The sequence below is a fragment of the Pseudonocardia sp. OZ21 genome (assembly GCF_059359135.1).
The window spans coordinates 76802-90303 of the sequence record NZ_JCADBN010000015.1 but is presented as its reverse complement, the minus strand read 5'-3'; the positions used below and the strand labels follow the sequence as shown (position 1 = coordinate 90303).

Below are 13502 nucleotides of genomic sequence, written 5' to 3'. Positions count from 1 at the left end.
GAGCGGGGGAATGCGCTTTCCTCGCCCGGGGTGGACGGTAGGCTCCACCGATACGGGACCTGGACCCGGCCGGACGGCACTGCGGCCATCGACGGCGCGGCCCGTCCGGTCCACTGGTCCGGCCCGGTCCCGCAGCACAGGAGGCCCGGCCATGAGCGACCGCGTCACGACCGCGTCGGTCACGCTTCTCGACGTCGCACGCGCGGCGGGGGTCTCACTGGCCACCGCCTCCCGCGCGCTCAACGGCAGCACCCGGCGCGTACGCCCGGACCTGCGCGAACGGGTGCTGGAGGCCGCCGACACCCTGCAGTACTCGGCCAACGCGCAGGCCCAGGCGATGGCCCGCGGCCGCACCAACCTCGTGGGACTCGTGATCGGCGACGTCGGCGACCCCTACTTCTCCTCCATCGCCGCCGGTGCCATCCGGGCCGCCGAGGACCACCGCCTCGTCGTCACGATGGCGTGCACGTTCGGGCGGGAGGAACGCGAACTCGACTACGTGGCCGCACTCCGGAGTCAGCGGGCCCGCGCCGTGATCGTCGTGGGCAGCCGGGTGCACGACCGCGACCTCACCGAACGGCTCGGCGCCGAGGTGCGCTCGTTCGAGCAGTCCGGCGGCCGCGTCGCCTTCATCAGCCAGCGCAAGATCGCGGCCGACACCGTCGTCCTGGAGAACCGGGCAGGCGCCAGGGCACTCGCCGAGGCGCTGTGCGGCCGCGGCTACCGCCGGTTCGCGGTGCTGGCGGGCCGCTCCGACCTGCTCACCGCCCGCGACCGGTTCGCCGGGTTCCGCGAGGGCGCCACGCGCGCCGGGGTGCAGATCGGCCAGGACAGCGTCGCGCACGGCGGCTTCACCCGCGACGGCGGCTACGACTCGATGATCGAGATCCTCGACCGCGGCGCCGACATCGACTGTGTGTTCGCAGTGAACGACGTGATGGCGCTCGGCGCACTGGCCGCGCTGCGCGACCGCGGGATCGCGGTGCCGTCGACGATGGCGGTGGCCGGGTTCGACGACATCGTCACCCTGCGCGATGCCACCCCGGCCCTGACGACCGTCCGGTTGCCGCTGGAGGACCTGGGCGCCTGGGCGCTGGAACTGGTGCTCGAGCCGCCCGCCGACCAGCCGCGGATCCGGCGGGTACGCGGAGAGGTGATCATCCGCGAGAGCACGCCCGAGCGCACTCGCCCCTGAACCGCTCGGTGGCGATATTTGCGCACCCGGACATCTCGTCCGCACGGTTTGTCGATTTCGCCGTTCCGCCGACCGGCCAGGACCCCGGTGATCTATTCCCTCGAAAATCGCGGTCGGGCCGCATCTATTCCTTCCCGCTGGCCGGCCGCGATGCCGATCAATGGCCCGTAGACGGCTCTGAGCAGGCAAAATGCTTCTCTCGAGCAGAAGTCGGCGGCCCCACTGTTCATTCTTGCCGCAAGGAATAGGCTGAGTCCCGGAGAGTCGCCGGCCGGGCGCCGACGCGATTCACGTGGGCACCGACGGCATCGGACCGACACCGACAACGCGAGGAGAACGACCGTGACGACCACGACGACGAAAGCCGTGACGGTGCTGGGAACCGGCATCATGGGCGCCGGAATGGCGAGGAACATCGCCCGGGCCGGCCTCGCCCTCACGGTGTGGAACCGCGACGCCGAGAAGGCCCGCGCGCTCACCGACGTCGGCGCGACCGTGGCCGAGGACCCCGCCTCCGCGGTGGCCGGGGCCGACGTCATCGTCAGCATGCTCTTCGACGCCGCGTCCGTGGAGTCGGTGATGGAGCAGGCGCTGCCGTCCGCCGCGGAAGGGGCGGTCTGGGTGCAGTCGAGCACCGTCGGGCTCGACGGTGCGCTGCGGCTCGCCGAACTCGCCGATCAGGCAGGCGTGGACTACGTCGACGCCCCCGTGCTGGGCACCCGCCAGCCTGCGGAGGAGGGCAAGCTCCTCGTGCTGGCCGGGGGGCCGGAGCATCTCCGCGACGCGGTGACGCCGGTGTTCGACGCGGTCGGCGCCCGCACCGTGTGGGTCGGCCCGCTGCCCGGCGACGGCCACCGGCTCAAGCTCGTGGCGAACTCCTGGGTGCTGTCCGTCATGGGCGGCACCGCGCAGGCGATCGGGCTGGCCGAGGGCCTCGGGCTGGATCCCCAGCAGTTTCTCGACACCATCGCGGGAGGGGGCACCGACTGCGGCTACGCGCAGCTCAAAGGTCGCGCGATGATCGCCGGGGACTACGCGCCCTCGTTCACCACCGACGGCGCAGCCAAGGACGCCTCGCTCATCGCCGACGCCCTGCGCGGCGCCGGCGTCGACGACAGCCTGATGCGCGCGCTGTACGGGCAGTTCGCGGCGGCAGGCGAGGCAGGTCACGGAGCGGAGGACATGGCGTCGGTGGTGGAGGCGGTGCGCCACCCTCGATCGTCCTGAGGCGAGAGCCGGGACCGCGGCTCAGCCCACGTCCGGCACGGCAGGCCCGAGGAGGTCGTCGGCGTCGACGATGCGGTAGGCGTAGCCCTGCTCCGCCAGGAACCGCTGCCGGTGTGCCGCGTAGTCGGTGTCGAGCGTGTCGCGCGAGACGACCGAGTAGAAGTGGGCCTGCCGGCCGTCGCCCTTCGGTCGCAGCAGCCTGCCGAGCCGCTGGGCCTCCTCCTGCCGTGAGCCGAAGGTGCCCGACACCTGGACGGCGACGCTCGCCTCGGGCAGGTCGATGGAGAAGTTCGCCACCTTGCTCACCACGAGCACCGGCAGCTCACCCCGGCGGAACTGCTCGAACAGCGCCTCGCGCTCCTTGTTCTTCGTGGAGCCCTGGATGACCGGGGCGTCGAGCACCTCGCCGAGCTCGTCGAGCTGGTCGAGGTAGGCCCCGATGACCAGCGCGGGCTCGCCGGGGTGCTTGCCGAGGATGGCCTTGACGACGTTCAGCTTGGTGTGGGCGGTGGAGGCCATGCGGTAGCGCTCCTCGGCCTCCGCCACGGCGTACCCGAGCCGCTCGGCCTCGGTGAGCGTGACCCGGACCTCGACGCAGTCGGCCGGGGCGATCCAGCCCTGCTGCTCGATGTCACGCCACGGCGCGTCGTAGCGCTTGGGGCCGATCAGCGAGAAGACGTCGCCCTCCCGGCCGTCCTCGCGCACGAGGGTGGCGGTGAGGCCGAGCCTGCGCCGCGACTGCAGGTCGGCGGTCATCCGGAAGACCGGCGCGGGGAGCAGGTGCACCTCGTCGTAGATGACGAGGCCCCAGTCCCGGGAGTCGAACAGCTCCAGGTGCCGGTACTCGCCCTTGGTCTTGCGGGTGATCACCTGGTAGGTCGCGATCGTGACCGGCCGGACCTCCTTGCGTTCGCCGGAGTACTCCCCGATCTCGTCCTCGGTGAGCGACGTGCGCGCGATGAGCTCGCGCTTCCACTGGCGTCCGGACACGGTGTTGGTGACGAGGATGAGCGTGGTGGCCTGCGCCTGCGCCATCGCGGCCGCGCCGACGAGCGTCTTGCCCGCCCCGCACGGCAGCACGACGACGCCGGAACCGCCGGCCCAGAAGCCCTCGACGGCCTGGCGCTGGTAGTCGCGCAGCGACCAGCCGTCCTCGGCGAGGGCAATGGGGTGCGCCTCGCCGTCGACGTAGCCGGCGAGGTCCTCGGCGGGCCAGCCGATCTTGAGCAGCGCCTGCTTGAGATGCCCGCGCTCCGACGGGTGTACGAGCACGGTGTCGTCGTCGATCCGGGCCCCGAGCAGTGGGGCGATCTTCTTCTGCCGGAGCACCTCCTCCAGCACCGCCCGGTCGAGGGCCACCATGACGAGCCCGTGCACGGGCGAGTTGGTCAGCTGCAGACGCCCGTACCGGCCCATCGTGTCGACCACGTCGACCAGCAGCGGCTGCGGTACCGCGTAGCGGGAGAAGCGGACGAGCGCGTCCACCACCTGCTCGGCGTCGTGGCCCGCGGCACGCGCGTTCCACAGTGCGAGTGGCGTCACCCGGTAGGTGTGGACGTGCTCGGGCGCGCGCTCCAGCTCGGCGAACGGCGCGATGGCCCCCCGGGCCTCCGTGGCGGCCGGATGGTCGACCTCGAGCAGCAGCGTCTTGTCGGACTGGACGATCAGCGGCCCGTCGGTCATACGTGTGGTACTCCTCACAAAAACCCGGCCGACGCCGGGGGTTACCGTGATCTGCCGCGCGCACCGACAGGTGATCCGTTCGGGGGAACGCCGCCGTCCGGCCTCGGCGAAGGTGTGATCGACCACTTCGGCTATGCTGTGCCGGCTCTGTCCGAAAGTGCACGTGTGCCACCGCGATCGTACCGGGTCCTGGAGGTCATCGCCCTTCCCCAGAGGGCGCGTGTCGGAGCCGGCGGAGCGCGCACCACGCGGGCCGGAACAGCCGACCGGCCCGCCCCCGACAGAAGGCGCGACGGATCGACCCGATGCTCATAGCACTGCTCCCCGAGCCTGGCACCCGCTCCCGGCCACCCACCGCCCCTGGACCGCAGCTCAGCCTGTTCGGTCTCGCGGGCGATCACCCGTGCGTGCCAGAGTTCGCTCGATCGTCGCCGGCAATCATCAGGGGGACGTTGACGTGACCAGCACCGAGACCAGGGCCACCTGGTCCGAGCGGTTCAACCCGCGAAACTGGACGCTGGCCTGGAAGCTGGTCATCGTCTGTCTCATCCCGGCCATGCTGGCCCTGGCCCTGGGCATCCTCCGGGTGTCCGACCAGGCCAGCCAGGCCGCCGAACTCGGCAGAAGCAGCCGCCTGCTGGAGGTGGCGCAGCACGTCTCCAGCGCAGCCGACTCCCTCCGCCAGGAGCGCAACGCCGCCGCACTGTTCGCCGCGGGCAACCGCGTCGACGACCGCGCCGCCCTCGAGGCGGGATTCCAGCAGACCGACGGTCAGATCGACCAGATGCTCGGCGCCGTCCACAGCGCGGCCGAGCTCGAGGTCACCACGCGCAGCGCGCTGCAGAAAGCCGAGCGTGAGCTCTCGGGCCTCGGCCCCATCCGCACCGACGCCGCGCAGAACCCCGCCGTCACCTCCGACCAGCTCACCGACCGCTACACCACGATCATCGACAGCGTCGACGTCCTCGGCCGCGCCCTGCTGCGCCAGCTGAGCACGCCGGGCATCGGGGGTCTCCCCGACGCCCTCACCGCCGTCATGAACACCTCGGAGCAGCTGGCCCTGCAGCACACGGTGCTCGGTGCCGCGATCAAGGCCCGCACCCTGCGGCCCTCCGACGAGGAAGCCGCACTCGCCGCCGACAGCCAGCTCACGGCAGCCCTGCGCGAGTACCAGTCCGCGCTCACCCTGGGTGTCGTCGGTAACCCCCTCGACGCCACCGCCAACACGCAGCGCGAGCGCCTGAAGGATCAGATCCTCCTCACCGCGCCCAACAGGCCGATCTCGGTCCCGGCCGTCGCGTGGGACTCCGCCTACGCGGACGCGAAGGCCGCTGCCGAGCGCGCCTCCACCCGTATCCGCAAGGCACTGGCCGGCTCCAGCGCCGCGGCAGAGGAGCGGGCCAGCAACGAGGCCGGTCTCAACTCGGTCATCCTGATGCTCGGCCTGCTCATCGGCGCCACGATCGCCGTGCTCGTCGCCCGGGCCCTGCTCCGGTCGCTGCAGGTGCTGCGCACCACGGCACTCGACGTCGCCGAACGGCGACTGCCGCAGGCGGTCGAGGGCATGCGCGCGGGCGAGACGCCCGACGTGGAAGTCGATCCGGTGCCACTCACCGGCCGCGACGAGGTGGCCCAGGTGGCCCGCGCGTTCGATGCGGTCCACGGACAGGCGGTCCGCCTCGCGGCCGAACAGGCGGCCCTGCAGTCCAACGTCAGCGCGATGTTCGTCAACCTCTCCCGCCGCAGCCAGGCGCTCGTCGAGCGCCAGCTGCAGCTCATCGAGCAGCTGGAGAGCAACGAGCAGGACCCGGACCAGCTGTCCAACCTGTTCCAGCTCGACCACCTCGCCACCCGCATGCGGCGCAACAGCGAGAACCTCCTGGTTCTCGCGGGCACCGACCTGGCCAAGCGCAACATCGCGCCGATCCCGATGGTCGACGTGCTCCGCGCCGCGGTGTCGGAGGTCGAGCAGTACCAGCGGATCATCGTGCAGGCCCCGCCCACGGTGAACGTCGTGGGCCGGGCGGCGTCCGACCTCGTCCACCTGCTTGCCGAGCTGCTCGACAACGCCACGAGCTTCTCCCCGCCCGACTCGCAGGTGGTCATGAGCACCACCCGCACGGCCGACGGATCGATCGTCATCGAGATCGCGGACCGCGGTGTCGGCATGATCGACCACGAGCTCAACGACGCCAACCAGCGACTCGGCGGTCCGTCGACCGTCGACGTGTCGGCGTCCCGGCGAATGGGCCTGTTCGTGGTCGGTCGCCTCGGCGCCCGCCACGGCGTCAACGTGCGGCTCAGCACGTCGTCGGCGGGCGGTCCCGGTGCGGGCCTCACCGCGTCGGTCACCGTGCCCGGCTACCTCATCCCCTCCTCCGCCGAGCCGCTCGAGCCGCAGCGCCCGGCCCCCGCGATCCCCAACCGCGCGAACACCATCTCCGCGCAGCGTCCCGGCACCAACGGCTCGGCCCGTCCCGGATCGCTCTCGGCGCTGGTCGCGGGCACGGACGGTCCGGCCAACCCCACGGGCGTCTTCGACGCACCGGCCGGGCAGGACGGGCAGCTGTTCTCCACGCAGCCGCCTCCCACGGTCAACGGCTCCGGCTCGATCGGGAAGCTGCCCACCAGGCGACCGGGCCAGTCGGTCCGGCCCGAAGGCCAGCCCCCGCAGCACAGCAGGCCCGATCCGGCCGAGCAGGCGGCGGCCGACCAGGCCGCGGCGGAGCAGCGGGCGGTACAGCGGGCTCGGGATCTCGCCGCACAGGCCGCCACTGATGCGGCCAAGCTCGAACAGCAACAACAACAGCAGCGGCGCGATCAGCGGCAGACGCCCAACCAGCAGCCCGGCAACACGTTCAACACCGGGTCCTACCGCAACGGCGGCCAGCCCGACACCTCCCGCTCGTTGTGGTCCAGCAGCGACGCCGCCCCGAACGGGTACTCGCCCAGCGAGCCCACCACCTCCAACGGGAGCCCGACGTTCAGCACCGGCGCCACCCCTGCCGGTCGGGACGCGCGGTCCGACGACTCCGGGTCGAACCCCCGCCAGCAAGCCGCCCACGGCGGTGAGCAGCAGGGCGACCAGCCGGGATCGGGCCAGGACCGCGCAGCTGAGCAGGCCTCGGCGGGCGCACCGCCCACCGGCTCGTTCCCGGTCGACACCGGGCGCGCCGGCGAGGCGCTGCCACAACGAGGCGCTCCGCCTCAGGTGCCACCGGCCCCGCTCACGATGCCCATGCCGATCCTGGGCCGGGGCAACCCGCTGCCCCCGCCCCGGGCCACCACGCCTCGGCCGGAGCAGCCGGCTCCGCGGCAGTTCACCCAGGGCACAGGCTCCGACCAGCGCGGTCAGCAGGCCGGATCTGCTCAGCCCGGCCAGCAGGCTCAGCGCTCCCAGCAGGCCCAGCCCGCTCAGCAGCCCCAGCCCAGCCAGCCCGCTCAGCAGCCTCAGCCCGCTCAGCCTGTCCAGCAGGCCCAGCACGCTCAGGCCCAGCACGCTCAGCAGCCTGAGGTCGGGCAGTCGGCTCCGGCCGAGGCTCCTGTCCAGGCTGACGAGCTGTTCGCCCCGAGCGTTCCGGTCATCGCGGAGCCGGCAGCCGCACCCGTCAGCCCTCGGAGGACCGGCGAGTTCGACCCCAGCGAGACCACGCCGATCTTCGAGGAGATCGCGTCGGCGTGGTTCCGCTCGAACCGCCCGATCCCGGTCAACTGGCAGACCGAGCACGGCGGGCCTCCGCGGCCGTCGGCGCAGCGTCCTCCGATGCGGCAGTCGGCGCCCAGCCCGGCACCGGCTCCCACGCCCCCGCCGGCTCCCACGCCGGCACCGGCACCGGCACCGCTGCCCCCGGCTCCTGCTCCGACCCCGCCGCCCGCCGCAGCACCGGCACCCGCTGCAGCGCCGACCCCGACCCCGGCACCCGCTCCGCCCGAGCCGGTCCGCCAGACCCGCCAGGCACCGGAGAAGGCTCCCACCCCGGAGCCCGTCGCCCGAGCAGCGGACCAGGAGTTCGCGAGCCAGGCCGACGAGGGATGGCGAGCGGCGAGCGCGGTGGTCGCCGAGCAGCCCGACGAGGTCACGGCCGCCGGACTGCCCAAACGGCGCCCACGGGCACGGCTCGTGCCGGGCAGCGCAGGATCTGCAGTACTGGCCCCTCCGGTCTCCTCCGCACGAAGCGCAGAGACCGTCCGGGGTCGGCTCGCCAGCTACCAGCACGGTGTCCGTCAAGGCCGCGAGAGCCGCATGCGCGGCGCAGCGGACCCGGGCTCAGGGGCCAACGCTGGTTCGAATTCCGCCAACGCTGGTGTCAATCACGACGAGGAGTCTTCATGACGGCGCCACAGACGCAGCCGAGCCGCTTCGGATGGCTGGTCACCAACTTCGCGGAGCGGGTGCCAGGTGTCGCCCACGCCATCGTGGTGTCGGCCGACGGACTGTTGCTCACAGCTTCCGACCGGCTGCCCCGCGACCGGGCCGACCAGCTCGCCGCGGTGTCGTCCGGACTGGTCAGCCTCACCCAGGGCGCCGCACGCTGCTTCGACGCCGGTGGCGTCGTGCAGACGGTCGTCGAGATGGACCGCGGGATCGTCCTGCTCATGTCCATCAGCGACGGTTCGTGCCTCGCCGTGCTGGCCTCCCCGAGCTGTGACATCGGGCTGATCGGTTACGAGATGACGCTGCTCGTCGACCGCGTCGGCCAGCTCCTCACGCCTGAGCTGCGTGCCGAGCTGCAGGGCTCCTTCGGCGGGTTCTGAGCAACACCCCCACCCCGTACCACCCCCGGAATGGCAACCGATCGGTAGGAAGGCAGGTGAGTCCGATGCCCCCCGGGCCCGACGACGAGCGCCGGCAATCCTCGGAGCCAACTTTCGCCGACGTCATGAACGGGTTCAGCTTCGATGCCAAGCGCACGCCGCGCCGCCGCAAGTGGGGGCGCAGGCGAGGTGCTGACGTCGAGCTGAACGACGACGTCCCTGCCGACTCGGACGAAAGTGCGGCCGCTCAGCGCGCGGCACCTTCGCCCGAGCTGTTCAAACCGGGGCCGGCGACAGCGCCGATCGACATGCGCATCGTCGAGGCGGAACAACTCGGCCAGGAGGCGGGTGCATCGGCGGTCAGGCCGTACGCCTGGACTCGTGGTCGTACCAAGGCCAGGCTCGATCTGGCCATCGAAACTCTGGTGTCCACGAGCCGACTTGGCCGGGACCAGATTGGCCTGTTGCAGGTCGAGCACCGGGTCATCGCCGAACTGTGCGAGCAGACGCGCTCGGTCGCCGAGGTCGCGGCACTCATGTCACTCCCGCTGGGGGTCGCGAGGGTGCTGTTGAGCGACATGGCGGCACTCGGCGCGGTGACCGTGCACCAGACCGCGAGCAGCGCCGGCAACGTGCCGGACCTCGCTCTGATGGAAAGGGTGTTGAGTGGACTCCGTCGGCTCTAGTTACCCACCTGACGGGTCGCCCCCTCGCTCAGCGTCGGCGTTGACCAATCAATCAGGGGGATTCGGACAGCAGATGATCGCCACCGCGGCAACCATCTCCGCCAAGATCGTGGTGGCCGGCGGCTTCGGCGTCGGCAAGACCACGTTCGTCGGCTCGGTCTCGGAAATCGTTCCGTTGACCACTGAGGCCGTCATGACCGAGGCCAGCGCCGGAGTCGACGACCTCGCGGCCACGCCCAACAAGGTCACCACCACGGTGGCCATGGACTTCGGCCGTGTGTCACTCGACTCGGAGCTGATCCTCTACCTGTTCGGCACGCCCGGACAGCACCGGTTCTGGTTCATGTGGGACGACCTCGTCAAGGGCGCCATCGGCGCCGTGGTGCTGGTCGACACCCGCAGGCTGGCCGACTCCTTTGCGGCCATCGACTTCTTCGAGGACCGCGGGCTGCCCTACGTCGTCGGCCTCAACTGCTTCGACGGGCTGCTCCAGCACCGTGTCGAGGACGTCCGGGAAGCCATGTCGATCGACCCGGCCATCCCGATCGTCAGTTGTGACGCGCGCATCCGGCAGTCCACGAAGCAGACCCTCATCGCGCTGGTGGAGCACGCCATGCAACACAGGATGACCGCAGGCGCTCGCTGATCCAGGCACGCACTCCACGAACCAGGCGTCTCTCCCGGCTCCGCTCTCCCGCAAGGGCGAGCTCCGCCGGGGAGGCGCCTGGCTGCGTCCGGGCGTGAGGAGCGCTCAGGAGTCGTTCGACGAGCCCTCGACCATCGCGATGCTGGTGATCCTGTGCAGTGGCACGCGGTGCAGGCCGCCCTCCACCGTGTCCCGGCCCTCCACCACACCGCCGCCGACGCTCGTCGGCTCCAGCACCCGTTCGCCCGCCACCCCGTGCCCGTCCACGAACCCGATCCAGACACGCTGCCGGGCAGCGGCGGCCGACCGCAGCAGGTCGGGGATGCCCCCGTTGGCCCGGGCTCCGGCATCGCGGCGCACGCCGGCCAGTGCGTCACCGGCGCGCATCCGGGACACGAGCGCGGCAAGCTGCTCGCCGCCGGGTTCCGGCGGCGACCCGGTGCGTCCGGGCACTCGCCGCCGGGGCGCGGTCCGTCTGCCCTTGTCGGACAGGTCGAGCACGGCGCCGCCGGTGTCCTCGGCGGCCGGGCTGAAACCGGCGGCGCGAAGCCCGTCCAGCAGCTCTACGAGCGACAGCGGCGAGACCACCACCGTCGGCGCGATCCGGCGCAGCTCCAGGGCCGCGCTGTCGGGGTGGGCGAGCACCTCGCTGATGAGCACGGCGTCGTCGGAGCGGAGAAACGCGGACGCCACGCCCCCGCGCAGCCGTCCGTGCCGGCGCGCGACGTCGTCGATGAGGTAGGTCAGGCCCTGCGGCACGGGGGTGGCCGAACGCTTCGCGAGCAGCTCGTGCAGCTCGCTGGCCGTGCGGCCGGCGTCGAGCGCACGGCGGATGGTGGCGTCGGTGAAGCGGAAGACGGTGGCTCCACCCGCCGACTCGACCTCGGCCACCAGCACGAGCTCCGCGGCGAGCTCGGGCTGGAGCGGGCCGGGAGCCACGGCGGTCAGGTCGGCCTGCAGGAGCACGTGGTCGACGGGCTCGGGCAGGGTGGCGCGCAGTGCGACCACCAGCCCGTCCGGCTTGTCGAGAAGCACCCGCCCGGGCGTGGAGAGGGCATCGAGGGCGACCACGCCGAGCACGGTGCCCTCGGCCAGCACCCACCCCACCACCTCGTCGCGCAGCCGGCCGCCGCGGCGCGGGGCGCGCCAGGCGAGTACGTCGCGGAGCGCGGCGGACGACCCGGGCGACGTGCCGGGAGGCAGCTCGGCCAGCCCGGCGAGCACCCGGCGCCGGTCCCGCGGGGCGAGCGGGCGCCGGACGGACTCGGACAGTGCCGCGATCACGCGGCCGGCGTCGTCCTTGCGGCCCACCAGACCGGGGAACCGCGGGAGGTCCAGCCAGGTGCGGGCGATCAGCGACCAGCGCAGCTCGGGACCGCCTGCCGCCCACACGTCCGCGTTGGTGGTGGGCACCCAGTCCGGTGCGACGCCGTCGCTCTCCCCGATGAGGTCGGCCGCCACGGCCAGCTCCACGAGCAGGGCGGCCACGGTCTCGTCGACGTCCATCTCCTTGGCCGCCCGGCGCAGCTCCCGCACCCCCAGACCGCCGGAGCGCAGCACGGCGGGTGGCGTCCGGCCCCAGAAGCCGATGAGGAGCTCCAGCTGGCGGAGCACGCCCAGCGCGGCTCCTCCCGCGGTGCGGTCGACGACGTCGGCACCGCGCTTCCTGGCCCCGATGTCCGGTGGGGTGACGTCGACGTTGCCGAGCGGCCGGTCCCCCCGCAGCGCCAGCCCCACCTGCCGCGGTAGCTCGACCGTCTCGGCGTCCACGCGCACGAGCAGCCCGCGGGCCAGCAGCCTGCCGACCGCGCTGTCCGGATCCGACCCCGCGCGGCTGCGCCCGATCGGCGGGCCGGCCGCCAGCGCGTCCAGCACCCGCCGCTCGTCGGGAGACACGGCAGCGAGCAGCCCGGACAGCTCCGACGACCCCGCAAGGCCCGCTGCCTCCCGGCCGAGGCCGCCGGGATGGCGCGGCACCACGTCGAGCGCGGCGGGGACGAGGGACAGCTCGTCGTCAGGGCCCCACACCAGCGCACGCTCGCGCAGGGCCGCCAGCGGGCCGCTGAGCGCCGCGCCGGGCACGTCGGGACCCAGCAGCCTGCGCACCTCGGCGAACGGGACCGGCGCGCTGTCCGCACCGGCGACGACCAGCGCCTCGAGGACGATGAGCGTGACCCGGTCGAGGTCGTCGCACGCGCGGTGGACGGACGCCCGGATACCGGCCCGGGTGGCCAGCACGGTGAGGTCCGCCGGGGGCGGCACGGCCAGGTCCGGACGCAGCCGGAGCAGAACCGCGAGAGTCTCGTCGTCCTGGGCGCGCAACCAGTCGACCAGCGGAGTGGGCATCGTCTCCACGGTAGTCGGCACCCGCGGGACGACGCCCCTCGTGTACCGCACCTGATCGTCAGGACGTCAGTGGGGTGCTGCGACGGGTCCCGATGTGGTCCGAAGTGGTCTGTACGTGACCTCGTCCCTCACCACGCGGCCCGGTACGGGATAATCGGCCGCGACGCCCGACCCCGAGGAGGACACCGTGGCCAAGGCCGCCCGTGAGGGCCGGATCGACCCGACGTGGCCGGAGCTGCCCGACGGCGAACATCCGGTGAGCGAGCTCGCCAGCCCGCGGCAGGGTTCCCTGTCGCCGTTCGGCGACGTGGAGTTCCCGCTCGATGAGGTGCCGTACGTGCACCCCGTCACGGAGATCAACAGATAAGCGCCCCTACCGGCCTGCTGCTCGCGGCGGGCGCCGGGCGCCGGATGGGCAGGCCCAAGGCGCTGGTCGAGCTGGGCGGTGAGCCCCTCGTCCGGCGAGCCCTTCGGGTGCTGGCCGACGGCGGTTGCGCGCCGCTGGTCGTGGTGCTCGGCGCGGCGGCCACGGACGTGGCCGACCTCGTCCCGTCCGGCGTTCACGTCGTCGTGGCCGAGGGGTGGCAGGAAGGCATGGGTGCTTCGCTGCGCACCGGGCTCGCCGCGCTGGAAGGGCTCGACCCCGTTCCCGAGGCCGCGCTCGTCCATCTGGTGGACCTGCCGGGGGTCACGGCCGCGGCCGTGGCCCGGATAGCGGCCCGGACCGGCCCCGACGTCCTGCTGCGCGCCGCCTACTCCGGGCACCCGGCCCATCCCGTCCTCATCGGACGGTCACACTGGGCCGGGGTGCGTGCTGTGGCGGTCGGCGACGCCGGTGCCCGCGGCTACCTGGCAGGCAACCCCGATCTCGCTCTGGTGGAGTGCGGGGACCTGGCCGACCCCGACGACGTCGACACTCCCGAACAGCTGGCTCGCTACCGGTCCTGCTGACCCGCACCCGGCC

At 72.7% G+C, this 13502-nt stretch carries 10 protein-coding genes; 8 read left to right on the top strand and 2 right to left on the bottom strand.

The window, feature by feature from the left end; genetic code table 11:
• The first annotated feature begins 151 nt into the window (after nt 1–151).
• Together AC5L35_RS28815 and AC5L35_RS28810 are read left to right on the top strand one after the other, a co-directional pair.
• Nucleotides 152–1195, top strand: coding sequence for a LacI family DNA-binding transcriptional regulator (locus AC5L35_RS28815; protein ID WP_495062857.1), 1044 nt, complete (start codon nt 152–154; stop codon nt 1193–1195).
• Between the two features lie 342 nt (nt 1196–1537).
• Nucleotides 1538–2422: an NAD(P)-dependent oxidoreductase gene (locus AC5L35_RS28810; RefSeq protein ID WP_495062856.1), complete on the top strand. Its 885-nt coding sequence runs from the start codon at nt 1538–1540 to the stop codon at nt 2420–2422.
• Nucleotides 2423–2443: 21 nt separating this feature from the next.
• Here the strand turns inward: AC5L35_RS28810 and AC5L35_RS28805 are convergent, their stop codons facing one another.
• On the bottom strand, nt 2444–4105 hold the full coding sequence (locus tag AC5L35_RS28805) for a DNA repair helicase XPB (protein WP_169397045.1): 1662 nt from the start codon (nt 4103–4105) through the stop codon (nt 2444–2446).
• Nucleotides 4106–4562: 457 nt separating this feature from the next.
• On the opposite strand from AC5L35_RS28805, the gene AC5L35_RS28800 reads away from it, so the two are divergent.
• From AC5L35_RS28800 to AC5L35_RS28785, 4 genes are all read left to right on the top strand, one after another.
• Nucleotides 4563–8438 carry a sensor histidine kinase gene (locus AC5L35_RS28800; protein WP_495062855.1) on the top strand — a complete coding sequence of 1292 codons (3876 nt, stop codon included), beginning with the start codon at nt 4563–4565 and terminating at the stop codon, nt 8436–8438.
• A complete protein-coding gene (locus AC5L35_RS28795; RefSeq protein ID WP_169397043.1) occupies nt 8435–8860 on the top strand; it encodes a roadblock/LC7 domain-containing protein in 426 nt (141 codons plus the stop codon). Before AC5L35_RS28800 ends, AC5L35_RS28795 begins: the two co-directional genes overlap by 4 nt.
• Before the next feature lie 65 nt (nt 8861–8925).
• Nucleotides 8926–9546, top strand: coding sequence for a DUF742 domain-containing protein (locus tag AC5L35_RS28790; RefSeq protein ID WP_495062854.1), 621 nt, complete (start codon nt 8926–8928; stop codon nt 9544–9546).
• Nucleotides 9547–9619: 73 nt separating this feature from the next.
• Nucleotides 9620–10192, top strand: a complete 573-nt coding sequence (locus AC5L35_RS28785) for a GTP-binding protein (protein ID WP_495062853.1) — start codon at nt 9620–9622, stop codon at nt 10190–10192.
• Between the two features lie 105 nt (nt 10193–10297).
• Here the strand turns inward: AC5L35_RS28785 and AC5L35_RS28780 are convergent, their stop codons facing one another.
• A complete protein-coding gene (locus AC5L35_RS28780; protein ID WP_495062852.1) occupies nt 10298–12538 on the bottom strand; it encodes a helicase-associated domain-containing protein in 2241 nt (746 codons plus the stop codon).
• Between the two features lie 187 nt (nt 12539–12725).
• On the opposite strand from AC5L35_RS28780, the gene AC5L35_RS28775 reads away from it, so the two are divergent.
• A complete protein-coding gene (locus AC5L35_RS28775) occupies nt 12726–12905 on the top strand; it encodes a hypothetical protein (RefSeq protein WP_169397040.1) in 180 nt (59 codons plus the stop codon).
• Entirely contained in the window at nt 12902–13489 is a 588-nt protein-coding gene (locus AC5L35_RS28770) for a nucleotidyltransferase family protein (protein WP_495062935.1), read from the top strand. Before AC5L35_RS28775 ends, AC5L35_RS28770 begins: the two co-directional genes overlap by 4 nt.
• Nucleotides 13490–13502 lie beyond the last annotated feature (13 nt).

Bases quoted from the DNA above. Each gene is read 5' to 3' on its own strand.
- AC5L35_RS28790 (WP_495062854.1), top strand. From the start codon at position 8,926: ATGCCCCCCGGGCCCGACGACGAGCGCCGGCAATCCTCGGAGCCAACT.
- AC5L35_RS28805 (WP_169397045.1), bottom strand. From the start codon at position 4,105: ATGACCGACGGGCCGCTGATCGTCCAGTCCGACAAGACGCTGCTGCTC.
- AC5L35_RS28795 (WP_169397043.1), top strand. From the start codon at position 8,435: ATGACGGCGCCACAGACGCAGCCGAGCCGCTTCGGATGGCTGGTCACC.
- AC5L35_RS28785 (WP_495062853.1), top strand. From the start codon at position 9,620: ATGATCGCCACCGCGGCAACCATCTCCGCCAAGATCGTGGTGGCCGGC.
- AC5L35_RS28780 (WP_495062852.1), bottom strand. From the start codon at position 12,538: ATGCCCACTCCGCTGGTCGACTGGTTGCGCGCCCAGGACGACGAGACT.
- AC5L35_RS28815 (WP_495062857.1), top strand. From the start codon at position 152: ATGAGCGACCGCGTCACGACCGCGTCGGTCACGCTTCTCGACGTCGCA.